The sequence below is a fragment of the Tessaracoccus luoxuelianae genome (genome assembly GCF_054483915.1).
On record NZ_CM137013.1, the window covers coordinates 2,328,114 to 2,352,568 of the forward strand.

Annotated in this window: 22 protein-coding genes; 9 read left to right on the top strand and 13 right to left on the bottom strand. The window is 69.4% G+C overall.

The window, feature by feature from the left end:
• Positions 1-4 precede the first annotated feature (4 nt).
• Positions 5-619, bottom strand: a complete 615-nt coding sequence (locus tag ACX1D1_RS10565; protein WP_182784363.1) for a sigma-70 family RNA polymerase sigma factor — start codon at positions 617-619, stop codon at positions 5-7.
• A gap of 158 nt (positions 620-777) precedes the next feature.
• Positions 778-1,473, bottom strand: coding sequence for an SOS response-associated peptidase (locus ACX1D1_RS10570; RefSeq protein ID WP_459054531.1), 696 nt, complete (start codon positions 1,471-1,473; stop codon positions 778-780).
• Between the two features lie 28 nt (positions 1,474-1,501).
• On the opposite strand from ACX1D1_RS10570, the gene ACX1D1_RS10575 reads away from it, so the two are divergent.
• The 6 genes from ACX1D1_RS10575 to istB all read left to right on the top strand — a co-directional run bounded on the left by ACX1D1_RS10575 (position 1,502) and on the right by istB (position 7,932).
• Positions 1,502-2,116, top strand: a complete 615-nt coding sequence (locus ACX1D1_RS10575) for a DoxX family membrane protein (protein ID WP_182799832.1) — start codon at positions 1,502-1,504, stop codon at positions 2,114-2,116.
• The gene (aroA, locus tag ACX1D1_RS10580) at positions 2,116-3,372 is read left to right on the top strand and encodes a 3-phosphoshikimate 1-carboxyvinyltransferase (RefSeq protein WP_459054532.1); all 1,257 of its coding nucleotides are present in this window, start codon (positions 2,116-2,118) and stop codon (positions 3,370-3,372) included. Before ACX1D1_RS10575 ends, aroA begins: the two co-directional genes overlap by 1 nt.
• A 7-nt stretch (positions 3,373-3,379) precedes the next feature.
• Positions 3,380-4,354, top strand: coding sequence for a ribosome small subunit-dependent GTPase A (gene rsgA, locus ACX1D1_RS10585; protein ID WP_182799830.1), 975 nt, complete (start codon positions 3,380-3,382; stop codon positions 4,352-4,354).
• A 30-nt stretch (positions 4,355-4,384) separates the two neighbouring features.
• Positions 4,385-5,185, top strand: coding sequence for an inositol monophosphatase family protein (locus ACX1D1_RS10590; protein WP_182799829.1), 801 nt, complete (start codon positions 4,385-4,387; stop codon positions 5,183-5,185).
• Positions 5,186-5,611: 426 nt separating this feature from the next.
• On the top strand, positions 5,612-7,138 hold the full coding sequence (gene istA, locus ACX1D1_RS10595; protein WP_459054235.1) for an IS21 family transposase: 1,527 nt from the start codon (positions 5,612-5,614) through the stop codon (positions 7,136-7,138).
• On the top strand, positions 7,135-7,932 hold the full coding sequence (gene istB, locus ACX1D1_RS10600) for an IS21-like element helper ATPase IstB (RefSeq protein ID WP_291918600.1): 798 nt from the start codon (positions 7,135-7,137) through the stop codon (positions 7,930-7,932). Before istA ends, istB begins: the two co-directional genes overlap by 4 nt.
• A 181-nt stretch (positions 7,933-8,113) precedes the next feature.
• On the opposite strand, the gene ACX1D1_RS10605 is transcribed toward istB, so the two are convergent.
• The 7 genes from ACX1D1_RS10605 to ACX1D1_RS10635 all read right to left on the bottom strand — a co-directional run bounded on the left by ACX1D1_RS10605 (position 8,114) and on the right by ACX1D1_RS10635 (position 14,964).
• The gene (locus ACX1D1_RS10605) at positions 8,114-8,425 is read right to left on the bottom strand and encodes a GIY-YIG nuclease family protein (RefSeq protein WP_182784169.1); all 312 of its coding nucleotides are present in this window, start codon (positions 8,423-8,425) and stop codon (positions 8,114-8,116) included.
• 254 nt (positions 8,426-8,679) lie between these two features.
• On the bottom strand, positions 8,680-9,870 hold the full coding sequence (gene serA / locus ACX1D1_RS10610; protein WP_459054533.1) for a phosphoglycerate dehydrogenase: 1,191 nt from the start codon (positions 9,868-9,870) through the stop codon (positions 8,680-8,682).
• A 225-nt stretch (positions 9,871-10,095) separates the two neighbouring features.
• Complete coding sequence (locus tag ACX1D1_RS10615; protein ID WP_182784173.1) at positions 10,096-10,869, bottom strand: ABC transporter ATP-binding protein; 774 nt, start codon at positions 10,867-10,869, stop codon at positions 10,096-10,098.
• Entirely contained in the window at positions 10,866-11,693 is an 828-nt protein-coding gene (locus ACX1D1_RS10620) for an ABC transporter ATP-binding protein (protein ID WP_182799826.1), read from the bottom strand. The genes ACX1D1_RS10615 and ACX1D1_RS10620 overlap by 4 nt, the downstream gene beginning before the upstream one ends.
• A complete protein-coding gene (locus tag ACX1D1_RS10625) occupies positions 11,690-12,499 on the bottom strand; it encodes an ABC transporter permease (protein WP_459054534.1) in 810 nt (269 codons plus the stop codon). Before ACX1D1_RS10625 ends, ACX1D1_RS10620 begins: the two co-directional genes overlap by 4 nt.
• Complete coding sequence (locus ACX1D1_RS10630) at positions 12,496-13,455, bottom strand: ABC transporter permease (RefSeq protein WP_459054535.1); 960 nt, start codon at positions 13,453-13,455, stop codon at positions 12,496-12,498. The genes ACX1D1_RS10625 and ACX1D1_RS10630 overlap by 4 nt, the downstream gene beginning before the upstream one ends.
• Before the next feature lie 3 nt (positions 13,456-13,458).
• Positions 13,459-14,964, bottom strand: coding sequence for an ABC transporter substrate-binding protein (locus tag ACX1D1_RS10635; RefSeq protein ID WP_459054536.1), 1,506 nt, complete (start codon positions 14,962-14,964; stop codon positions 13,459-13,461).
• Positions 14,965-15,082: 118 nt separating this feature from the next.
• On the opposite strand from ACX1D1_RS10635, the gene ACX1D1_RS10640 reads away from it, so the two are divergent.
• Entirely contained in the window at positions 15,083-16,249 is a 1,167-nt protein-coding gene (locus ACX1D1_RS10640; RefSeq protein ID WP_182784180.1) for an FUSC family protein, read from the top strand.
• Between the two features lie 13 nt (positions 16,250-16,262).
• Here ACX1D1_RS10640 and ACX1D1_RS10645 read toward each other — a convergent pair whose 3' ends face one another.
• Positions 16,263-17,240, bottom strand: a complete 978-nt coding sequence (locus ACX1D1_RS10645) for a LacI family DNA-binding transcriptional regulator (RefSeq protein WP_182784182.1) — start codon at positions 17,238-17,240, stop codon at positions 16,263-16,265.
• A 572-nt stretch (positions 17,241-17,812) separates the two neighbouring features.
• On the opposite strand from ACX1D1_RS10645, the gene ACX1D1_RS10650 reads away from it, so the two are divergent.
• A complete protein-coding gene (locus ACX1D1_RS10650; protein WP_459054537.1) occupies positions 17,813-18,304 on the top strand; it encodes a hypothetical protein in 492 nt (163 codons plus the stop codon).
• 585 nt (positions 18,305-18,889) lie between these two features.
• Here the strand turns inward: ACX1D1_RS10650 and ACX1D1_RS10655 are convergent.
• Complete coding sequence (locus ACX1D1_RS10655) at positions 18,890-19,153, bottom strand: hypothetical protein (protein WP_459054538.1); 264 nt, start codon at positions 19,151-19,153, stop codon at positions 18,890-18,892.
• A gap of 394 nt (positions 19,154-19,547) precedes the next feature.
• Between ACX1D1_RS10655 and ACX1D1_RS10660 the strand changes: the two genes are divergently transcribed.
• Positions 19,548-20,804 carry a plasmid pRiA4b ORF-3 family protein gene (locus ACX1D1_RS10660; RefSeq protein WP_459054539.1) on the top strand — a complete coding sequence of 419 codons (1,257 nt, stop codon included), beginning with the start codon at positions 19,548-19,550 and terminating at the stop codon, positions 20,802-20,804.
• Positions 20,805-20,814: 10 nt separating this feature from the next.
• Here the strand turns inward: ACX1D1_RS10660 and ACX1D1_RS10665 are convergent, their stop codons facing one another.
• Together ACX1D1_RS10665 and ACX1D1_RS10670 are read right to left on the bottom strand one after the other, a co-directional pair.
• A complete protein-coding gene (locus tag ACX1D1_RS10665; protein ID WP_459054540.1) occupies positions 20,815-21,966 on the bottom strand; it encodes a baeRF3 domain-containing protein in 1,152 nt (383 codons plus the stop codon).
• A gap of 162 nt (positions 21,967-22,128) precedes the next feature.
• A complete protein-coding gene (locus ACX1D1_RS10670) occupies positions 22,129-24,423 on the bottom strand; it encodes a RecQ family ATP-dependent DNA helicase (protein WP_459054541.1) in 2,295 nt (764 codons plus the stop codon).
• Positions 24,424-24,455 lie beyond the last annotated feature (32 nt).

A 24,455-nucleotide genomic window follows, 5' to 3' on the forward strand; every position in this document is an offset into this window, starting at 1 on the left:
GCCATCACCGTCCCCCGCTCCTGCGCCCGATGCCGTTGTCGCGCGCGTAATCTGCCAGCAGATCCCGCAGCTGTGAGCGACCCCTGTTGAGCCTGCTCATCACCGTGCCGATGGGTGTGCCCATGATCTCGGCGATCTCCTTGTAGGAGAAGCCCTCCACATCGCTGAGCAGCACCGCCATCCGGAAGTTCTCAGGCAGCTGTGCGATGGCCTCGGCCACGGCCCCGTCCGGGGTTTGATCCAGGGCCTCCATCTCGGCGCTGCGCAGTCCGGCCGAATCATGCGAGGCTGCGCGGGCGAGCTGCCAGTCCGAGACCGCCTCGTCGCTGCTGGATTGTGGGGAGCGCTGCGCCTTGCGGTAGGCGTTGATGTAGGTGTTGGTCAGGATCCTGTACAGCCAGGCCTTGAGGTTGGTGCCCGGCGTGAAGGTGCGGCGCGACGCGAACGCCTTGGCGTAGGTCTCCTGGACGATGTCCTCGGCGTCGGCAGGGTTGCGGGTCATCCGCATCGCGGCGGCGTAGAGCCGGTCAACATGGCTCAGCGCTTCCTCCTCGAACGCCTCTGCTTCGGCGTCGAGGGTGTCTGCGTCCCCGGGGGCCGCGGCGAGCTCGCTGTCCATCAGAAGAGAGAATAGCGCCCCCGCGACAATCGCCTCCGCCTCAGCCACCGCAATGGCCCCCGCTGCGGGCCGGGCGCGCAGGGGCACCAGGGGCTTGACGTTCATGTAGCACCACAACGCACACCCCCGGGGGTCTATTCCCGGCGGTGCCAATCAGGTCAGTCGGGCAGTGGCTCGATCAGCTGCGGGCCGTCGGTACCCACCGTGTTGACCGCCCGCGACACCTTCAGATGGGCCAGCGACGTCGGCGCCCGCAACAGCGACACCGCCGCCCGCGCGTCCGTCAGCCCTGGATCCAACCAGTGCTCCCAGGCCTCGCGAGGAACCGTCATGGGCATCCGGTCGTGCACCCAGCCGAGCTCGTCGGTGGCCTCCGTCGTGAGGATGGTGGTGGAGGTCAGCCATCCGTCGGGCCCCCTCCAGAACTCATAGAGGCCGGCCATCACCAGAAGGCCGGACGACGGACGCAGGAAGTATGGCTGCTTGACCGGCTTGGCTGCGCCCTCGGGCGTCTCAGAGCGCCACTCGTAGTAGCCGACGGCGGGCAGCAGGCAGCGGCGGGCCGCCGCCGCCTTGCGGTAGGCCGGCTTCTCGGTGACGGTCTCCACGCGGGCGTTGATCATGGTGGAGCCCGGAGCCTTGGCCCAGCTGGGCACCAGCCCCCATCGGAGCGGCACCAGCTTGCGCGTCACCTGCCCGTCGGAGGCCCGGTCCAGGACGCCCGGCACCAGGTCCGTGGGGGCGATGTTGTAGCGGGGGGCGCACACCTCCGCCATCTCATCGGCCACGAAGGAGATCTCGAACTCCTCGACCAGCTCGTCGGGATTCGCGGTGGCCGCGTAACGTCCGCACATGCTCGAAGCCTAGTAGTAGTGTGGCCGCATGAGTCTGCTGCGATTTGTTGCCCGGAGTCTGTTCGCCAGCTACTTCATCGCCGAGGGGGTGAAGGCTGTCACCAGGCCCGCTGAGCTCGCGCCGGACGCCGAACGCTTCACCTCCGCCGTCTCGCCGCTCCTCCAGCGTGTGGTGCCGGCAGACGTCGCCTCGTACGTGCCCGAGAAGGCTGAGACGTGGGTGCGCCTCGCGGGCGTGGCTCAGATCGCCGGCGGCGCGATGTACGCCACTGGGATCGGTCGCCGTCTGGGGGCGCTGCTTCTGGCCAAGGCATCGGTGCTCAATCTCGCCATCGCCCTGCCGGACAAGGACGCCACGAAGGTGGCCAAGGACGCCGCCCGGCCGGAGGTGCTGCGCAACGCTGCACTCCTGGGCGCCGCTGTGCTCGCCGCACAGGACACCGAGGGCAAGCCCAGCCTGTCGTGGCGGGCTGATCACGCCGCGAAGGTCACCGAGAAGAAAGCCGCCGCCCTCGGCGGTGACGTGAGCCGGTCCGCCCAGAAGGCCGCCGATCGCGCAGAGAAGCGGGCGAAGCAGCTCGCGAAGCGGGCCCGCAGGTCGGCCAAGGCGTTCAGCAAGAAGATCGAGGCCACCGTCAGCTGATGACGTACCCGCTCCCCCGTGCCCTGACCCCCGTCGAGGGGGAGGTGCTCGTGCCCGGCTCGAAGTCGGAGACCAACCGGGCCCTCGTGCTGGCCGCCCTCGCGGACGGGCCCAGCACCCTCACCGGCGCGTTGGAGTCGCGGGACTCCGCGCTGATGATCGGGGCGCTCCGGGCGCTGGGCGTGCGCGTCGAGGACCGTGGGGAGACGTTGGTCGTCTCACCTCCTCAGCGGTTCAAGGGCGCAGCGATCATCGACTGCGGGCTCGCCGGCACTGTGATGAGATTCGTGCCGCCGTTGGCCCTGCTGGCAGAGGGCCCGTCATCCTTCGTCGGTGACCCGCACGCCAGCCAGCGCCCCATGGGCCCGCTCCTGGACGGGCTGCGGCAGTTGGGCGCGGTGATCTCCGGCGATGCCCTTCCCTTCACCCTCAGCCCCCCCGTTGAGCCGCGTTCGACGGCCAACATCGACGCCTCAGGTTCCAGCCAGTTCATCTCCGGTCTGCTGCTCGTCGGCGCCCGGCTTCCCCGCGGCCTGACGCTGAGACACACGGGAGACCGGTTGCCGTCGCGGCCGCACATCGAGATGACGGCCAGCATGCTGCGCGACGTCGGGGTGCAGGTCGTGGAGCAGGACGACCGGACCTGGCAGGTGTTCCCCGGCAGGATCGCGGCCCGCAGTCGCACCATCGAGCCGGATCTCACCAATGCCGCGGTGTTCCTCGCGGCCGCTGCGGTCACCGGAGGAAGGGTCACCGTCCCCGGCTGGCCGAGGCGCAGCCTGCAGCCGGGTGCCGTGTTCCTCGACGTGATCACGGCGATGGGTGCGACGGTCGAACGCTCCGCGGGCACCGCGACGGTCGCCGGGACGGGTCGGCTCACGGGCATCGACGTGGACCTCACCACCGCCTCCGAGCTCACCCCCGTGGTGGCGGCGCTGGGGGCGCTCGCCGAGGGCACCACCACCATCCGCGGGGTCGCCCACATCCGTGGGCACGAGACGGACCGGCTCGCGGCCCTGGTCACCGAGCTGCGCCGGTTGGGCGCCCAGGCTGAGGAGACCGAGGACGGGCTCAGGATCGTCGGCGGCGGTGAGCTTCGGCCGGCCGTGCTGCACACCTACGCCGACCATAGGATGGCGCACTTCGCCGCGCTCCTGGCCCTCACGGTGCGCGGGATCGAGGTCACGGACATCGAGTGCGTCTCCAAGACGATGCCGCACTTCGCGCGGGACTGGAACGGGCTGGTCCACGCGTGAGGCAGCGGTGAAGTCCCTGCGGGAGGACGACCACAGCGGCTTCGACCGGCCCCGCCGTCGCTCGAGGCCCCGTACCAAGGAACGGCCTGACTACTCGGAGCTCCCCGTGGCCCGCGTCATCTCCGTGGACCGCGGCCGCTACCGCTGCACCCTCAACGGCAACGACGTCACGGCGGTGCGTGGACGGCTGATCGACCGCAAGGGCGGCGTGCTCGTCGGAGACAACGTCCGGCTGGACGGGGACTCCACCGGCGAGGAGGGCACGCTGTCGCGCATCGTGGAGGTGCTGGAGCGCACCACGGTACTTCGCCGCTCGGCAGACGACGCCGACACCTTCGAACGGCCCATCGTCGCCAACGCGGATCAACTGTTCATCGTGACGGCCCTCGCGGACCCTCCCCCACGGATGGGCATGATCGACCGGATCCTGGTGGCGGCCTTCGACGCCCGCATCGCGCCTGTGCTGTGCCTCACCAAAGCGGACCTGGCCAGCCCCGTCGAGCTGCGGCACGCCTACGAGCCGTTGGGGGTCCCCATCCTGGTGACCGACCCGGAGGCAGACCTGAGCGCCGTGAGGGAGGCGCTCAAGGACCGGGTGACGGTGTTCGTCGGTCACTCCGGGGTGGGCAAGTCCACGCTGGTCAACCGCCTGATCCCCGGGGCGGGGCGGGCAACAGCGGAGGTGAGCGAGCTGACCGGCAAGGGTCGGCACACCTCCACGTCGGCCATCGCGATGGAGCTTCCAGGCGGCGGCTGGATCATCGACACCCCCGGGGTGCGCTCGTTCGGGATCAGCCACGTGCAGACCACCTCGATCCTGGGCGCCTTCCCGGACCTGGCGGAGTTCGCCGAGGACTGCCCCCGTGGCTGCAGCCACCTCACCGGCGTGATCGAGTGCGCCCTCGACGACGCGGTCGCGGCGGGGACGCTGGCCCCCGAGCGGCTCGCCTCGTTCCGCAGGATGGGCCGGGCGTTCACCTGAATCAAGCGCCCGACGCGCTAGGTTTGGCGCATGGCTGTCTCGAAGGACCTCACGGACGATCTGCGCCTGGCGCACCTCATGGCAGACGACGCGGATTCGCTGTCGATGAGCAAGTTCAAGGCTCAGGATCTGAGGTTCACCAGCAAGCCGGACAACACCCCGGTGACGGAGGCCGACACCGCCGTCGAGGAGTCCATCCGCCGCACCCTTGCCCGCACCCGCCCCCGCGATGCGGTCCACGGCGAGGAGTTCAGCGACACCGGAAAGTCGTCGCGGCGCTGGATCATCGACCCCATCGACGGCACCAAGAACTATCTGAGGGGCGTGCCGGTCTGGGCCACGCTGATCGCCCTGGAGGTGGATGGTGAGATCGCCGCCTCCGTGGTGTCGGCCCCCGCGCTGAACAGGCGGTGGTGGGCGAGCACCGGCGGCGGCGCCTACACGGGACGCTCCCTGCTCAGCTCAACCGAGCTTCGGGTGAGCCGCGTCGAAACCATCGGTGACGCGTCGCTGTCCTACTCGGACATCGCTGAATGGGTGGACACCGGCCGCGGCCAGGGCTTCATCGACCTGATGCGCAGCTCGTGGCGGACGCGGGCCTACGGAGACTTCTGGAGCTACATGCTGGTGGCCGAAGGCTCCGTGGACGTGGCGTGCGAGCCGGACCTGGAGTTGTACGACATGGCTGCGCTCGAGGTCATCGTCCGCGAGGCGGGCGGCCGGTTCAGCAACCTCGACGGCGTCGACGGCGTGGGCGGCCCGGGGGCTCTGGCCACCAACGGTCTGCTCCACCACGCCGCCATGGAGTTCCTGCGCGCTCCCGTCGCTTAGTCCACCGACTCCTGAGGGCCCACGTCGCGAAGCGACCCCTCGGCCCCTCCCCCTCGCTCCCTGAGGAGGCCCACGTCGCGAAGCGACCGTCGGCCGTCTCGAAGGGTGGAATCGCAACCTGACAAGCGACCCCACCCAAGGGCCAGATACAACCCTTCGAGACGAGCCCCGCCGCTCCGCGGACGGCTCTCCTCAGGGAACGAAAGGCACGAGCCCCGCCGCTCCGCGGACGTGTCGGCGGACACGGAAAAATGCCCAGTGACGGTCATGTAGTTGCCCGCTGGCGGTCATGAAATCTGCCCGGTGGTGGCCATGGGATCTGCCCGACACGACATCCGTTGCCTGGCCGCGTCCGCGGTCGGCGTCCCTTCCTCGAGTGCGATGAGTGGTGCTGAAGCACTGTTCGTCACCCGGGGAAGGGACATCTTGAAGTCTGCCGAGGAAATCATGGAAATCTTGGATGCTTACGATCTGACTGGGTCGTTGCGTGATTCTGCCGAGTTGGTGGGGTGTTCTCATCACACGGTGAAACGCTATGTGGAGGCCCGCGACAAGCTGGGTGGCCCGCCGTCGGGGACGGCCCGCCGGCCTCAGTTGATCGACGACTACCTGGACAAGGTCGAGGAGTGGGTCGAGCGGTCGAAGGGGAAGGTCCGCGCCGACAGGGTCCACCAGAAGCTGGAGTGGCTGGGCTACACCGGCTCGGAGCGCACCACCCGCCGCGCGGTCGCGGCCGCGAAGACCGCGTTCCGGGTCGGGAACCGCAGGGTCCATCGGCCGTGGGTGACCGAGCCGGGGATGTGGTTGCAGTACGACTACGGCGACGGGCCGTTGATCGACGGGGTCAAGACGGTCCTGTTCGTCGCCTGGGTCGCGTGGTCGAGATTCCGGGTGGTGCTGCCGCTGCGGGACAAGACCCTGCCCTCGGTGTTCGCCGCCTTGGATGTCACGTTCCGCCGGATCGGGGGCGTCCCGACGTATGTGTTGACCGACAACGAGAAGACCGTCACCAGCGAGCACATCGCCGGGATCCCGGTCCGGAATCAGCAGCTGGTCGCCTTCGCTTCCCATTACGCGGTGACCGTTCATACGTGTCGGCCGGCCGATCCCGCGTCGAAGGGTGGCACCGAATCATCGGTGAAGCTCGCGAAGGCCGACCTGGTGCCCACCGACGCGAACCTGCGCGACGCCTACGACACGTTCGCCGACCTCGAAGCCGCCTGCGAAGCGTTTGGTGAGATGGTCAACGCCCGCCCGCATCGGGTCACCCGACGGGCCCCGGTCGAGATGCTGGCCGAGGAACGCCCACGGTTGCATCCTGTCGCGGCGGCGCCGTTCACGGTCGCGTTCGGGACCACGAGGGTGGTGCCGGACAACACGCCGATGGTGAACTTCGAACACGGCCAGTACTCCGTCCCTCACCGGCTCTGCGGGGCCACGGTCTGGGTCCGCGTCCACGGCCGCGGCGCGGATGAGCAGATCGTGATCACCCACCTCGACGCCGCGGGCCCGGTCGAGGTCGCCCGCCACCGACGCGCGACCCCCGGCACGCCGATGCTCGACGACACGCACTTCCCGCCCGCACCAGCCGGCGCCCTGGAACGGACCCCCACACCCAAGTCGGTGGCTGACAGCGAGTTCCTCGCCCTGGGTGAAGGGGCGCGGATCTGGCTGGTCGAGGCCGCCGCCGCGGGCACCGGGAAGATGCGAGTCAAGATGGCCGCCGCGGTCCAGCTGGCACGCCTGTTCAACCCCGCCGACGTCGACTGGGCATTGGGACATGCCGCCGTCCACGGCCGCTTCGCCGAGGCCGACCTCGCCTCCATCCTCGACCACCACCGCAGCAGACCGAACCCGACACAGCTGCAGGCCAGCGAGGACCAGTCCCTGACCCAAGGCACCCGCGGCTGGGCCACCTACGGCACCACCAACCCCGAGGAGATCGCCTCATGACCGGCCAGAGCGCCCCGGTGGCTGGGGTTCCGGTCGCCCCGCCGCTACCGGCCGACCTGGAAGCGTTGCTGCGCCGGATGCGGTTGCCCTACATGCGCACCGCAGCACCTGACATCCTCGCCACCGCCCGAGCGCAACGCTGGGACCCCGCCGAAGTCGTCAAAGCCCTCCTCGTCGAGGAGGTCACCGGAAGGGAACGCTCCGCGCTGGCCACCCGCCGGACCGCCGCCGGGTTCCCCACCGGCAAAACCTTCGACGCCTGGCAGGACACAGCATCCTCGATCCCGGCCCCCACCCAACAAGCACTGCGGACCCTGGAATGGGTCGGCCGGCGGGAGAACCTCGTCGTCTGCGGCCCCTCCGGCACCGGGAAGACGTTCTTCCTCGAAGCACTCGGCCACCTGGCTGTCGAACAAGGACTCCGCGTCGCCTGGTTCACCCTCGAAGACCTCGGCCTGCTGCTACGCCGGCACCGCGCCGACGACACCGTGTCGAAAGCCATCGCCCGGATCCTGCGCGCCGACCTGGTCGTCGTCGACGACATCGGCCTGCTACCCGTGTCCCACGACGCCGCCGAGGGCCTCTACCGCTTGGTCGACGCCGCCTACGAGAAACGCTCCGTCGCGATCAGCTCCAACCTGCACCCCGCCGGCTTCGACGAACTCATGCCCAAAACCCTGGCCACCGCCACCGTCGACCGGCTCCTCCACCACGCCCACGTCTGCCAAACCAGCGGCGACAGCGTCCGACTCACCCAAGCCCTCGCCGGCCGGGGGGTGACCCCCTTGCACTAACCCAGCCTCGACCGAGGTGGATGGCCAACAACCCCCCAGGGGCAGATCCCATGGCCACCACCGGGCACATCTCGTGACCGTCACCGGGCAGGTTTCATGTCCGCCTCCGGGCAGAAACCAGTGGCCCTTGACACGGACGGCTCTCCTCAGGGAACGAAAGGCACGAGCCCCGTGAGAAATGTCAGCTCGCAGTTGTTCCGGCGGGGCCACTGTCGGCCGGACCTCCTCGACGCGCCAGCCGCGGCAGATCCTCGAATCGCCCGTCGATCAGCGCCTGCTTCTTCGCTCGACTCCAGCCGTGGAGCCTACGTTCCATGTCATAGGCCTCACCGATGTTCTCGAACTCCTGCGCCCACACCATCTTCACCGGTAGCCGCTTCGATGTGAATCGGGACCCGCCGAAGCCGTGCTCCCAGGCGCGCTGTTCGATGTTGCGCGTCGACCCGACGTAGAAGAACCCGTCGGCGCACTCGAGGATGTATGTCCATGCCATGTAGCCATCAGACCAGCGGCCCCGCGAGTCTTCAAGGGGTCAACGGGTGGCTGTGGATAACCCATGCGCTCCGCTGGACGGTCGCGTCACAACCCTTCGAGACGAGCCCCGCCGCTCCGCGGGCGGCTCTCCTCGGGAACGAAGGCACGAGCCCCGCAGCTCAGTCCACCGATCCCTGAGGAGGCCTACGTCGCGAAGCGACCGTCGGCCGTCTCGAAGGGTCGAATCGCAACCTGACAAGCGACCCAGAGGCGTCAGAGGACGCGGACGCGCACCGTCTCGTCGAGCGCCTCAAGGTCCGCCAGCAGCCCGTCGTACTTCTCGCCCTGCACGTCGGTGACCACGTAGCCCAACTGGCCGCGGGTGGCCAGCGTCTGGGAGCCGATGTTCATGTTGTGCGTGGCGAACAGCTGGTTCAGCCGCGCCAGGACGCCGGGCACGTTGTGGTGCAGGTGCACCACGCGCGCCGTCGACGTGGGGCCGGCCGGCACCTCGGGGAGGTTGACGCTCATCGACGTCGATCCGAGGGTCTCGTAGTCGTTGAGCTTGCCTGCGACGAAGCGTCCGATATCCACCTGGGCCTCCTGCGTCGAGCCTCCCACGTGAGGGGTGAGGATCACGTTGCTGAGTCCCTGCAGCTTGGAGACGAACGGCTCGTCCTTGGCCTTCGGCTCCGAGGGGAACACGTCGATCGCGGCGCCGGCGACGTGGCCGGAGACGAGGTTGTCGTAGAGCGCGTCAAGGTCCACCACGGCCCCGCGACACAGGTTGAGGAAGAGCGACCGTGGCCGCATGGCGGCGAACTGCTCGGCGCCGAACATGTCCTTGTTCTCCGGGCGACCGTCCACGTGCAGAGACACCGTCTCCGCCTCTCCGAGCAGCTCCTCGAGGGTATCGACGCGGCGCGCATTGCCGAGCGCCAGACGGTCCACCAGGTCGTAGAAGATCACGCGCATCCCCAGCGACTCCGCCACCACAGACAGCTGGGAGCCGATGTTGCCGTACCCGATGATGCCGAGGGTACGGCCGCGCACCTCGTGCGAGCCGACTGCGGACTTGTCCCAGATCCCTGCGTGCATATCGCGGTTGCGGTCCGTGAGCCGGCGGGCCATGGAGATGATCTCGGCGATGGCCAGCTCCACGACGGAGCGCGTGTTGGAGTAGGGCGCGTTGAACACCGCGACACCATGGTCCGTGGCCGCCTCCAGGTCGATCTGGTTGGTGCCGATGCAGAAGGCGCCGATGGCGCTGAGCTGCGGCGCCGACTCGAGGGCGGCGCGCGTGACGTAGGTGCGCGATCGGATGCCGAGGTAGTCCACCCCCTTGAGGGCGGCCATCAGGTCCCGCTCGGCCAGCGCCCCGGGCCGGGAGTCGACCTCGTAGCCCTTGGCCTGGAGAGCCTTGACGGCGTCGGCGTGGATGTTCTCAAGTAGCAGTGCCTTCACGCTGGGCATTCTAGGCCCGCGCGCCCCGGTGCCCCGAACCCGTCCGCTCGCGGCGTAGGGAAGCACTGGTCAATGCTGTTCTCGGCGAGGACGTGCCGGGCGGGATGAGGTGGCACCACTCCGGCTGGTGCGTGTACTTGACGTCCATATCCAGGTGGAGGGGCGCCAGATCGCCCGATCCGGTGCGCCGCAGCCAGGACATGATTGATCAGTGGTTCCCTGAAGTCAGAGGGTCAGGGTGGCGTCCACCAGGGCCGCGGTGTAGGGGTGCCTGGGCGCGCCCAGCACATCGGCGACGGTGCCCTGCTCGACGATCCGTCCAGCGTTGACCACCACCACCCGCTCGCACAGGTGCCGCACGATCGACAGATCGTGGGAGACGAGCACCAAAGTGAGCGAGCGCTCCTGGACCTCCGCGGTGAGCAGGTTCAGCACCTGCGCCCGGACCGAGACGTCGAGCGCCGAGACCGGCTCGTCGGCCACCAGGAGTGACGGGTCGCTGATCAATGCCCGCGCGATGGCCACCCGCTGCCGCTGCCCGCCGGAGAGCTGGTGTGGGAAACGGTCCATCATCTCCTCCGTCAGCCCCACGCCGAGCAGCGCCCCAGCGACGACGTCCCGGGTGGGCTCCGGCACGTCGCCGCGACCGCGGAGGACGGGAGACCGCAGCGGTTCGGCCACGATGTCGCCCAGGCGCATCCTCGGGTTCAGGGAGGAGTTCGGGTCCTGGAACACCATCGACGCCGCCGACCGCAGGAAGCCACGGTCCCTCTCCTTCAACCCGACGATGGATCGGCCGTCGAACAGAACGTCGCCGTGCGACGGCGGCTGCAACCCCAGCATCAGGCGCGCCATTGTCGTCTTGCCCGATCCGGAGCCGCCGACGATGCCGATGCGCTCCCCCCGACCGACCTCGAGGTCGATGCCGTGGAGCGCGACGAACGGCCTGCCCGCCCTGCGGTAGGTGACCTCGGCGTCACGCAGCTCCACCAGGCTCATGAGGTGACTCCAGGGTAGTAGTCCTCGACGCTGGGCAGCGGCTGCCCCGGCTGCACCCGGTCTATCCTCGCCGACGCGATGAGCCCCTGCGTGTAGGGGTGACGGGGCTGGGCGATGACCTCGTCGATGGTGCCCTGCTCCACGATCTCGCCCTGCAGCATTACCGCCACCCGTTGGCACACCTGCCGCACCACAGCCAGGTCGTGCGAGACGAACACTGCGGCCCGGTCCGCGAGCTGCTCGGCGAGGAGGAGCAGGATCTGGCGCTGCACCAGCACGTCGAGGGCTGTGGTGGGCTCGTCGCAGAGCACCAGGCCGGGCTGGTTGGCCAGCGCCATCGCGATCAGCGCCCGTTGCCGCTGCCCTCCGGAGAGCTCGTGAGGATAGGAGTCGGCGATGCGGTCGGGCTCGGTGATGCCGACGCGGCCCAGCCAGGTGAGCACCTCGTCGTGGATGGCGCCGCGCCGTTCGCCGTGGTGCAGCGCCACCACCTCTCCCACCTGACGACCCACCTTCATGGTGGGGTCCAGCGCCGTCATCGGTTCCTGGAAGATCATGGAGATCTCGTCGCCGCGCAGCTTCTGGAGCTCGCGCTCGGGGAGGCCCACGAGCTCGCGCCCGTCGAGCTTGATGCTGCCGGTGATCCGGGCGTGGGCTGGCAGCAGGCCCATGATGGCGAGCGCCGTCACGGACTTCCCGGAACCCGACTGGCCGATGATGCCCAGCCGCTCACGCTCGTCGACGGCGAAGCTGATCCCACGCAGCGCCGGCTGCCGGCTTCCGCCGAATTCGACGCGGAGGTCTGTGACCTCGAGGTAGCTCATCGGATCTCCCTCAGCCTCGGGTCCAGCAGGTCCCGCAGCCCGTCTCCAAGCAGGTTGAACCCCATGGTGGCCACCGCGATGGCCAGCCCTGGCCACAGCGCCAGCAGTGGGGCGTTGAAGATGTAGCCCTGCGCCTCCCGCAGCATCCGCCCCCAGGTGGGGGCCTCGGGACCTGAGCCGAGGCCGAGGTAGGACAGGCCCGCCTCGGCGAGGATCGCGATGCCGATGCTCACCGAGACCTGCACGCCGACGATGGGGGCGATGTTGGGCAGCACGTGCCGCCACGCGACGGCGAGGTGCGGGGTGCCGCTGAGCCTGGCCGCCTCCACGTAGCCCTGGCTCATCACCTGCAGCGTGGCCGCCCGCGCGATGCGCACGAATGCGGGGACGGAGGCGAGCGCGATGGCCATCATCGCGGTCCAGGTGGAGCCCCCCAGCGCCGCGGCGAAGAGGATGGCCAGCAGCAGTGCGGGGAACCCGTACAGGATGTCGGCGAGGCGCGCGGGGATCTCTCCCTGCCAGCCGCGGACCATGCCGGAGACGATGCCCAACGGCACGCCGATCCCGGCCGCCACCGCCACAGAGACGATGCCGACGAGCAGGCATATCTTGGCGCCGCTGAGGAGCCGGGAGAAGATGTCCCCACCCAGGCCGTCGGTGCCCAGCAGGTACGGCCAGCCGGGGGGCTGCAGCCCCGTGGACACCACCGCGTCGGGTGGGAACGGGGTCCAGACCAGACCGACGGCGGCCATCACGACCACGATCCCGATGAGCATGGCCCCCAGGTAGAGCGTGCCGCGCTTCATCGGGCGTCACCGCTTCGCCGCAGCCGCGGGTCGATGATCTGGTAGGCGATGTCGACGAGGAAGTTGATCACCAGTACCGCCCAGACCAGCAGCAGGACGATTGCCTGAACCACGCCGAGGTCGCGCTGCGAGACCGCCAGCAGGAGGGAGGATCCAAGCCCGGGCAGCGCGAACACCTGCTCGATGATGATCGCTCCCACCAGGAGTGTCGCGAGTTGCAGCCCGATGACGGTCAGTAGCGAGATGGCCGCGTTGCGCAGCCCGTGGCGCCACAGCGCTCCGGTGTATGACCACCCGACGGCGCGGGCCGTGCGGAAGTAGTCCTCATGGATCACCTCCAGGACCGAGCTGCGGACGTAGCGGGAGATGACGCTGGCCTGCACGATGGCCAGGGATGTGACGGGCAGGATCAGGTGCCGGATCCACTCCCCCACCGAATCCCAGTAGGAGACGTATCCGCCGGCCGGGAGCCAGCGGAGTTGTACCGCGAAGAGGACCACGAGCCAGATACCGGCCCAGAAGGCGGGCACCGCGAGACCCACCTGGGAGAGGGCCGAGACCACCACCCCGTCGGCGTGGCGGCGACGGACGGCGGCATAGGCGCCCACGGGGAGCGCGATGAGGATGGCCGCCAGCATGCCGAAGAGGATCAGCCACGCCGACACCTCCAGTCGCGACGCGATCAGCGGTGCAATGGGTCGGCGGCTGAAGTAGGACACCCCGAAGTCGAACCGCACCGCCCCCCAGAGCCACTCGAGATACCTGGTGAGGAAGGGGCGGTCGAGGCCCAACTCGGCCCGCAGCCGCTCCGCCTCGCCGGGTGAGGCGTTGGTGCCGAGGATCACCTGGGCGATGTCGCCGGGCAGCGCGTTGGTGGCGGCGAAGATCAGCAGGGAGGCGAGCAGGAGGCTCGCGAGCAGCCACGCCACCCGCGTGGCCGCCCGGCGAAGGGCCATGGGCTAGCTCCTGGCGGCAATCGTGGTGAGATCGAAGGCGAGGCTGATCTGGTTGGCCTGGATGCCGGAGATCTCGGGGGTGGTGATGATGAGGTTCGGCAGCAGGAACAGCCAGCTTGCCGCCGCGTCGTCGGCGAGAATCCGGGCGGCCTGCCTGAGCTTGGCCACCTGCTCCTCGGGTGTGCCGGCGTCCGCCTCGGTGACGAGTTCCTGGAACTCAGGGTTGTCGTAGCCCCAGTAGTACTCGGGGTTGGCGAAGGCGCCGATGTCGCGGGGTTCGACATGGGCCACGATGGTCATGTCGTAGTCGTGCGCGGTGTAGACCAGATCCAGCCAGCGGGCGGGGAACTCCAGCTCGTCGAGCTCGACGGTGATCCCCACCTCCTGCAGCTTGGCCGCGATGTAGCGGCCGGCCGGGGGCCCGTAGGGAAGGTTCGGCACCCGCAGCCGCAGGGTGAGGCCGGTGGCGTAGCCCGCCTCTGCGAGGAGCTCGCGCGCCTTGGCCTGGTCGAAGGGGTAGGTGTCGGACAGGTCCTCGAACCAGGGGTCCGTGGGCGGCACCATGGAGCCGATCAGGGTGCCCTTGCCGCCCCATGCGGCGTCGATGAGGGCCTCACGGTCGATGGCGTGGTTGATGGCCTGGCGCACCTTGAGGTCCTGCAGCGCGGGGGTGCGGTGGTTGAACCCGAGCACCACCTCGCCGTCGGTGGTGCCCTCGTGGACGGTGAAGCGCTCCTCGTCGTCGAACTGGCCGATGGCCTGGGGCACCGTCAGGTTGGAGATGATGTCCAGCTGCCCGGCGAGCATCGCGGTGTTCATGGCATTGGGGTCTGCGTAGTAGCGGAAGATGACCGATCCGAACCTGCTGGGTGTGGCCCAGTAGCTGGGGTTGGCCTTGAGCTCCACAGAGGATCCCTCCTCCCACGCCACGAACTGGAACGGGCCGGAGCCGGCGGGGGTGGTGTCCAGGTTGGCGGCGCCGGTGGGGTCCGTGACGATCCCGGCCGGGCCGGTCATCTCGTAGAGCCACTGGTTCGACGGCTGGTTGAGCGTGACCTCGACGGTGTCCTCGTCGAGGGCTTCGATGGTGTCCACTGCGGCCCACTTGCCCTTGATCTGGTCGGTGGCCGCGGCGCCCCGGTTTCGTTCGAAGCTCTCGACGACCGCCTCAGCGGTGACGTCCGTGCCGGAGGCGAAGCGGGCGCCCGAGTCGATGGTGAAGGTGTAGACCGTGTTGTCCTCGGAGGTGAGCCACTCTGAGGCGAGCAGCGGCCGGATCGTTCCCTCGCCGTCGAGCTTCACCAGGGTCTCGTAGACGTTGTAGAGGAGCACGAAGGGCGTGCCCGCGCCCGAGACGGTGATCATGTCCAGACCGGCGGGCTCACCGGTGGCCCCGATGGTGAGGGTGCGCGCCTCCTCCTCTTCCTCGATGGGCGGGCGGGTGCAGGCCCCCAGTGCCGTCGACAGCAGAAGGACCATGACGATCCCCAGGGTGCGGGCTCGGCGCATTTCTTGGGTTCCCTTCCGGCAACGGTCAACGGCTGGTTCAGTCTACCCACCGGGCACCTCTCACACCCGCGACGCTCTCCACGGGCGCAAACATGGCCGAGACGGCAGGATAGGCGCCATGGCGGAGGAGCAGGGGCACGGGTTCTCGTGGCATGACACGGGGCGCGCGCTGCAACGGGCCTCGATCAGGGCCTTCGACGTGTCGGAGCGCACCGCCAGGCGGGGGTGGCGCTCTCAGCAGCGGCGCGTGGGACGGTGGCGGTCGCGGCTGTTCATGATCCTGCAGATCTCGCTGGCGGCCGGAGCATCGTGGTGGATCGCCCGGCGTCTTCTGGGCCATGAGGAACCGTTCCTCGCCACGGTGGCCGCCATCATCTGTCTGGGTTTCTCCTTCGGCCAGCGTCTGGGCCGCGTGGTCGAGGTGGCCGTTGGGGTCACCATCGGGGTGTTCGTGGGCGACGTGTTCGTGCACTACTTCGGCACCGGCGTCTGGCAGATCATCCTGGTGGTAGCCGTAGCGATGTCCATCACCACCTGGCTGGGGGCGCGCACCCTGATGGTGACGCAGTCGGCGGTCCAGGCGGCGGCGGTCCTCACGGTGCTCCCCGGCGTCGACGCCGGCATCTCCCGGTGGCAGGACGCTCTGGTGGGATGCGCCGTGGCGCTCCTGTTCGCCACGGTGGCGCCCACCTCACCGATCGATCGTCCGAGGATGATCGCGGCCAAGGTGCTCCACGAGGCGGCCATCACGGTGCGCGCGATGGTGGGCGCCCTGCAGAGGCACGACGTCGACGCGGCGGAGCAGCTTCTGACCCGGGCACGCGCCACGGAGGGTGAGCTGTCCGCGCTGCTTGCCGCGTCGTCGGAGGGCATGGCCGTGGTCCGCACCTCACCCTTCCTTCGGCGGCATCGTGACGCCGCGCTGCAGGTGGCGGACCTCGTCGTCCCGCTGGACCGGTTCATCCGCAACCTGCGGGTGCTGGCGCGCCGGTGTGCGGTGGCCGCGCACCGGGGTGAGACCGTGCCGGAGGAATACCTGGAGCTCTTGGCCGAGTTCGCGCAGGTGATCGACGAGTGCGCGGCAGAGCTGTTCGCCCGCAGGCTCCCCACAGCCAAGCTGGACGCGCTGCGCGCGCTGGCCGAGCGGTCGGCCCACGTGCCGATCCTGCCGAAGCTCTCCTCCACCGTGGTGCTGGCCCAGGTCCGCTCGATGCTGGTGGACCTCTTGGAGTTGTGTGGGGAGGACTACACCGACGCCAGGGACGCCGTCCCTGACATGGATTGACGCAACCCTCGGCTCAGTTCCCGCGGGCCTCCAGGACCGGCTTGACCAACACGCCGCCCGCCTCCTCGTCGACTCCTGTCATCTGCACCAAGGCCTTCTCGAAGACCAGCCGGGCCAGTTCGTCCACCGGCTGCCTGAGGCTGGGGATTCCGATGGCCCGCGCCACCGGGCTGTCGTCGAAGCCCACCACATGCGTCCGAGTCACGCCCTGGTTCGCGAGGAAGGCCCCCAGCGCCAGCGCGTCTGAGGCGCAGACGGCGGCCGTCGCGCCGCGGGTCAGCAGCTCGGCCATGCCCGCGCCGCCCGCGTCCACCGAATCCTCGCCCTCGACGGTGAGCCGACGGGCGTCGTCGTCACCCAGCGCCATGGCAGCCTGCCAGCCCGCGCGGCGATCGGCCCCCACGGGTGAACCGTCGGACCAGCCGATGAACCCGATCTGCTCGTGCCCGCGGGCCTGCAGGAAGCGCACGGCCTCACAAGCCCCGGCGCGACCATCGACGTCCACCCACTGGCCGTGGTCCTCTGCGCCCCACGGCCGCCCGAACGCCACGAAGGCCACACCCGCTTCGGCCAGGCAGGCGGGGCGATCGTCGCCGGTCCAGGTGTCGGTGAGGATCCCCCCGTCGATCGCGAGGGTGGCGCGCAACTCCACAAGCCGCTCCACCTCCTCGTCCCGCGAATCGGCCGGAAACACGACGACGCGGTATCCGCGCTCGTCCGCGACCGTGACGAGCTCGCGCAGGAAGTCGTCCATGAAGGCGCCGGAGATGCCGTTGCGAGGCGGGCTGAGCCGGATGCCCACCGCCATGGCGCGCTGGTTGCGAAGCGCTCGCGCCGCGGCGGAGGGCCGATAGCCGGAGTTGTCGATCGCGGCCTGGACCCGGGCCCTGGTCTCGGCCCTGACTCTGTCAGGGAAGTTGATGACGTTCGAGATGGTCTGGCGTGAGACCCTCAGCTCCGCGGCCAGGCTGGCGAGCGTCGGCTTCTTCATTGGGCCTCCGTTGATCGTTCAAGGTGCCGCCATGCTCCAACCCCCGCCGCTCGGGTGTCAACGACAACGGCCGAATCGTTACCGTTCTGACACCCACCGACGATGCCATCAGGCACCTGGTCCTGCCACCCCAACTCGCAGTGACCGTCACGATCCTCTGGCCGAGAAGGTGGCGATCAACCATTGGCTGAGGTGCCGCGAAGGAACTGGAACCCTTCCCGTTGGCTGAGGAGCCGCGCAGCGGGCTCGAGCCCTCCCCGACGGCTGAGGTGCCGCGAAGCGGGCTCGAGCCCTCCCCGACGGCTGAGGTGCCGCGAAGCGGGCTGGAGCCCTTCCCGCTGGCTGAGGAGCCGCCGATCGGCGGCGAGGGCATTCACCGTTGGCCGAGGTGCCGCGCAGCGGCCTCGAAGCCTAAGAAACGCTAGCTGGCAAGCCAACTCACCCGACGCATCGAGGCCTCGACACCGTCGCCGCCCCCCCCAGCAACCACCAGAAAAACTTCTCAAAGAATTTCTGCCCGGCGCCCCTGCTGGGAGCCAAAAATGTCAGTGGTCGGACATAGCGTGGAACCCATGAAGGACAAGGCACACGAGATCGCGGAGCAGTTACGCTCCGCCGACGAGCTGCGCCGCTTCGCCGAAGCCCAGACACTCACCCTCCTGTGTGACCTCGCCGAACACTACGACGTGGACTACGACCAGGTCCTTGAAGTCCTGGCTGAGCGCAAGGTCGTGGTCGGGGGCATCGGGACCCCGGCGGTCTCCGAGTTCATCGGCTTGGAACTGGCCGGGTTGCTGCGCTGCCCACCGATTGTGGCCGCCTCCAAACTCGCCGACGCCCTGAGCCTGAAGCACCGCCACCCCCGCCTCTACGCGGCGATGCAGGAGGGACGGATCGAGGCCGGGCGTGCCTGCAAGGCCGCCGACCTGTGCCGCGAGCTACCCGCCGAGGCGGCCGACGCCGTCACCTCAGGCAACTGGAGAGGGGACGGCCCTCGCCCGCGTCGCGAAGGAACCGCAGGACGTCTCCAAGGGTCGAGAACCCGCGGCCGAACGCAAGGGTGAGGGACGGCAGGGCGGCACCGCGCCGCGGTGCCCAACCCGACGATCACCCCGCTGGCATCCCGCTCAAGCAGACCCAACCCCAACGCCGCCCTGCTGGCACGCACCCCGGACCTGGCAACGCCACAGGAGGACGAGTGCGGGGAGACGGGAGGCGATGCCCGGTCGGCCTCACCCACTCGACCACAGAATGACCAGCAGCAAGCAACCAGACGCTGGATCACGGCCGACCTGGCATCGAGTCCCGGCTCACCGCACCCGACCACCAGATCTCCTGAAGGTGGTAGTCACGACCCTTCGAGACAGGCCACGCCGCTCCGCGGGCGGGCCTCCTCAGGGAGCGGGAAAGGACCGGCCACTAGAAAAGCTGGCTCGCCGTCCACGTCCACACCGACGCCCTCGGCCACCTCACCGGCACCGCCCGCACCTGGCGCGCCGACCAACCCAGACCAAGCCAGCTCCACTGGTCCAGCCCCTTGGGCTACCGCTACGAAGTCACCCCCACCGGCACCCGCATGCTCGCCGAACGGCGGGACGCGCACGGCCACAAGCAGCCACACGGCGACGGAGACAACCCGTCGCCCTCCCTCACACGCCCAGAAGCAGCCAGGTGGCGGTGGTGGCCAGGATCATGACCACCGGGACCATCGGCCACCACGCCCCTAGACCTCTCCAGGCCACAAGCGCAGGGACCCCAAGGCTGCCGACGAGTCCCGTGGCCAGGAGGAGCAGGTATGCGAGCCGCGGCGCGGTGTCCCTCGGTCGGCCGAGCCCGGTCAGCTCAAGCCTGATGGCCAGGAGGCATGCCGCCGCGGTTGCCACGCCCAGCAGAGCTGAGCCGATTGCTGCCACAGCCCACGCGTGAGATCGTGCAGTCGCCATCACCGCTGAATCGCCTTTCCTGCTCTCACAAGTCAGTAGCCTACGCACTGGGTCAGCGCCTACCTCGGTTCGAGGCACGAGACGATGGGCTCCCCCCCGAGATGGCCTCGCGGCCCAGAAGCGCCCCCACGCGAGATGCAGGGCGGGTGGTAGCTGCCCATTCCGCTTCGGGTGGGCGTCGCCCAGCCGCTAGCGTTGAGCCATGACCGGAACCGACCCAGTAGAAGCCGAGTTTCGCCGCCGATTCGAGTAGGCGGTCTCGGGAACCGAGCTGGCCGACCTACGACGGCTCGCCACGGTCCTGACCAGCGATCTCGCCACGCCTGTGCGCCCGGAACTCCGGCGGCCGCGGCTCGCGGGGCCAATGATCTATCACGTCCGCGCCGAGCTTCGCGATTCGAACCCGCCGATCTGGCGAACCCTCGCGCTCCGCTCAGATCTGCCTCTTGAGATGGTCCATCACACGCTGCAGATGGCGTTTGTGTGGAGTGGCGCCCACCTGTATCGGTTCTCGCTCGGCGGCGATCCTTTCGATCGCTCGGCCCAGATCTTCCTGTGCGAGTTCGACGTCGAGGAGGAGGATCCGGCCGACGGCGAATCCGCGGCCGCCGCCGACGTCAGGTTGGACGAGGTCCTCCAGCAGCCGGGCGACGTCCTGAACTACGTGTACGACTACGGCGACCACTGGGACATCACCCTCCGCCTGGAGCAGGTTCTGCCGATGCTGCCGGGCGATGCCCCCGCGCTGGTGGTCGACGGTGCGCGAGCAGCCCCGCCCGAGGACTGCGGCGGGCTGCGCGACGCTGAGGCGCTGGCCGAGGTTCTCTACGACCTCGAACTCTTCGACGCCGCCGAACTCAACGCCTGGCTGCTCGATCCGGGGTTCAGGGCCACGATGACTTCGCTGCCGCACCGATTGGTGATCATGCTGATGAGCTTGTCGCACGACGAGGCGGCGCTTCAATTGCTCGAACGCCTCATCGATTTGCCGGAGATGGACGACGACCCGGTCCCGGTCGAGGCGTTGGCCCCGATCCAGTGGTTCCTCGACGCCGCGGCGGGCAACGGGTTGGAGATGACGAGCGCCGGCTACCTGAAGCCGGCGCGCGTCTCGGAGGCCGCGGCCATGCTTCCCGGCATGAGTGGATGGATCGGTGCGGTGAACCGGGAGGGATCGGCCCTCCCCTTGTTGCGCTTCCGTCTCACGCTGCAGCGCCTGGGGCTGCTGAGGGTGTACAACGGCAGGCTGAAGTCCACGAGGCTGGGGAAGAAGCTTCAGAAGGATCCGGCCGCACTGTGGGCGGGCCTGGCGGGACTGGTCATCCCGTCGGCCGAGGGCTTCGAACGCGACGCGGCCCTCCTCATGTTGGCCTACGCGGCCACCGATGAGATGGGCGCCGTCCCCGTCGACGAGGTCGCCTCGATGCTGACCCGGCTGGGCTGGCAGCTCGGTGACCATGGACCCATCCTGGGTCACCACCTCTACCAGGAGCTCTCACCGGTGCTGCTGAACTTGGGTGACTCCCCCACGCTCCGTCAGCGCATTTCGGGCCTGGCGACGGGACCCTCAGGTTCCCGGCTCGCCAGGGCGGCCCTCATGGCCGACGGGCGCGAGGAGTGACCCGCCGGGCTCAGTAGCGCAGGATCGCAGCCAACTCGCTGTCGGCCACCACCTCCTGCGACGTGGCGTGGACCATGCCCCCGTACGCGAGCGTGTGCCTGGCCGCGGACTCCACCTCCTCGCACACGGCGAAGCGGTCGTCGGTCCCGAGACGGACGACGGGAGGGTCGCCGCCGTCCTCGACCCGCTCCCAGCACCACGGATCCGAGCGGATGAACAGCGTCTCGACGCGGCCCTGCTCCGCAGCGTCGCTCACGGCATCCACATCGCTGGACACCTGGCCGCCGGTGCCCTGCAGGTCGTGGAAGCGCGAAATGAGCCGGGTCCGGTCGGCTCGAAGTCGGCCCTCGACCAGTGGCCACGCCACCTGGTGCAGCTCGTCGACCGACAGCTCGTCGGGACTGCGGAGCACGGCCTCGTCAAGCACCTCGGCATAGGTGTTGAGTTCCCGGTAGGCCGACACGTTCTGCTCCAGGCCCACGAGCACCAGCGGGGCCGTCTGGCCGGCGAGCACCTCGCGGAGACCGGCCTCCACCTCGCGGAAGAACCGGATCACGTCGTCCTTCTTCGCCTCGTCCGCGCCGACGCCGTGGCCGTAGAAGACAGCCCTGCCGCCGCGCCCGGCGGTCAAGGACCGGGCCATGGAGTCTGAGCGTCCGCTGGGCTCTACGACGTCTGCCAGGCTCGTGGGCACGTCGTCGAGCTCGATCTGACGCACGGTATGACGGCTGCCATCCATGAGCCTCACGGAGCCCTGGCTGATGGCCAGCAGCAGGAAGTGCGCGTCGCCCGAGAGCAGCCGCATGAGCGGACCGGTCACGAAATGCTCACCGACTGCGGCGAGGGTGGGCAGGGATGCGGGGATGCGGACCATCTGGGAACCGGCCGGGGTGAGGAACATCGCCAGGCCGTCGCTCATGTACTGCCAAGGCAGATTGTTGTTGAGCAGTTCGCGCGCTGGGGCCAGGAGCGCCTCCACATCCGGCCGACGCATCTCCTGGAGCAGCACGGACTCTGCCCCCTGCACGAGGTTCTTCCACTGCAGCTGATCGGCCTGGATTCCACTGCCGAAGCGGTGGGTGGGCAGCATCAACGACACGTGGATTCCGTCGGCCTCGGATGCGGCGAGCGACTGGATGTCCGAGCGGTTGAGTAGGTCCATGGATCCTCCTGAAGTCGGGATTCTTCCAGCCTACGACCATCGCCGAGGCTCCGTTCCGCCCTTGCCAAGTTCACCAGCGTGGGCCCGCGGACGCCCTCCATCCGTCCTCGCGAGCCCCACCCTCGCACCCGTGCGATGGGCGCACCGGATTGTCTCCCTTCGTCAGCCCACCGACCCGAGTGCGAGCGGAAGCACGGCACGGGCCCCTGCCCTGCGAAGGAGTCGTCCGGCCACGGTCAGGGTCCAGCGCGAGTTGACGAGGTCGTCCACGAGGAGGATCGGGCCGTCGAGACTCTCGAGGCGCTCCGACATGGCCGGCGGCACGACGAAGCGGTCCCATACATCGCGGACGCGGTACGCGCTGTTGGTGGAACCCCGAACCCGCTGGGCCCCGGGGCTGAGCCCGAGCGGACCGAGGACCTCCAGACGCCCGGCTGCGGCGATGCCCGTGGCGACCGACTCAACCAGACGGGGACGCCCGAGGCTCGGCACCCAGGCCACCGCGACCGGACGCGCGTCCCACGCCCACTCCTTGAGGACGCGGAGACATGCCCTGCCCAACTCGGGCGGCACCTCGGCGTCCACGGGGTTCCCGTCACGGTCGGAGGCAAACAGCTCACGCAGCGGCCCACCCCAGCCCAGGTCGGAGAGACGCGCGACGGCCCGCCCCACCGCGAGCTGCTCCTCGGGAGGGATCTTGCCCTTGACGGGACGACCGTCGATCCGGACGCTCAGCCTGTCGAGCCCCGTGGGCCACAACACTCGGGGCGCCAGCGGGACACCGACCCGATCCAGTGCCGTCTGGGCGCCCTGGCTGGCGGTCAGCGTCACCCCGGTCGGGTACCACGGGCCGGAACAGGAATCGCAGCGACCGCAGGCTGCGGCGTGCGGGTCGTCCAGCTCCGCGGTCAGGAACGCCATGCGGCACTCGTCGAGATGCTCGTAGGCCAGCATGGCGCGCTGTTCCTGCTGACGGGCGGCGGCGATGCGCCCGTAGCGGTCGGCATCGTAGGTCCACGGGGCCCCCGTCGAGACCCACCCGCCCTTGACCGATTCCACCGCACCGTCGACCGCCAGCACCTTGAGCAGCAGCTCGAGCGGACCCCGCTTGATGTCCACGCGGGCCTCCAGTGCAGCCACTGACAGCGGGCGGTCAGCGTCGGCGAGGGCTGCCAGTGCCGCGTCGGCCTTGCGCTGGGTTGGCATCGCGTTCGTCGCGAAGTAGTGCCAGATCGCCTGATCCTCGGCGCCAGGCAGCAGCAGCACGTCAGCGCTCTCGGTGGCGCGGCCGGCCCGGCCGACCTGTTGGTAGTACGCCACAGGCGAGCTCGGAGCGCCGAGGTGGACGACGAAGCCGAGATCAGGCTTGTCGAAGCCCATCCCGAGGGCCGAGGTGGCGATCAGCGCCTTGACCTCGTTGCGCTTCAACGCCTCCTCGGCAACCAGTCGCTCAGCCGGATCCGTCCGACCGGTGTAGGCGAGGACGCGGTGGCCTGCCTTCGCGAGCAGCGCGGCCGTGTCCTCGGCGGCAGCGACGGTGAGGCAGTACACGATCCCGCTCCCCGGGAGCGCCGCGAGATGCTCGCTGAGCCAGGCCAGGCGGCGCCAGGGCGTGCCGAGATCGAGGACGCCGAGCCGCAGCGAGTCGCGGCCCAGCGCGCCACGGAGGGTGAACACCTCCCGCCCACCGGCGGCCATCTGCTCGGCCACATCGTCGACAACCCGGGCGTTGGCTGTCGCGGTGGTGGCCAGGACGGGGACGCCATCGGGCAGGTCGGCGATGAGGTCGCGGATGCGCCGGTAGTCCGGCCTGAAGTCGTGACCCCAGTCGCTGATGCAGTGTGCCTCGTCGATCACCAGAAGGCCACAGGTCGCGACGAGCCGGGGCAGCTGTTCCGCCCGGAAAATCGGGTTGACGAGGCGCTCGGGTGAGACGAAGAGCACGTCGATCGAGTCTGCGGCCAGCAACTCCTCGATGTCGCGCCACTCGGTCACGTTGGCCGAGTTGATCGCCGAGGCTCGGACGCCGGCCCGTTCAGCGGCCGCGACCTGGTCACGCATCAGCGCCAGGAGGGGAGACACGATCAGCGCCGGCCCCGACCCGGCCCTGCGCTGCAGCAGGGCGGAGATGAAGTAGACCGCCGACTTGCCCCATCCCGTGCGCTGGACCACTAAGGCCCGACGGTGATCCGCCACCAGGGCTTCGATCGCCTCGTACTGCCCGGGGTGGAAATCGGCCTCCGCGCTCCCGGTGAGGGCCTTCAGGATCTGCAGAGCCTCGTCACGAAGACCGGCCGCCGATCGTTGCACCGCCCGGGCGGGCTCCCTGCGTCCCGCGTCAGGCCGCCGTCGGGCGGGCGCCACGGGCTCACGCGCCCACGCCTCGTCGAGGTCGTCCGGCGGGAGGGTCTCCGGGTCTGGTGGTGGCTCGTCCAACCATGCGGGCGGCTGCGTCATGCCACCACCCTCCCATCCTGCGCCGACACTTT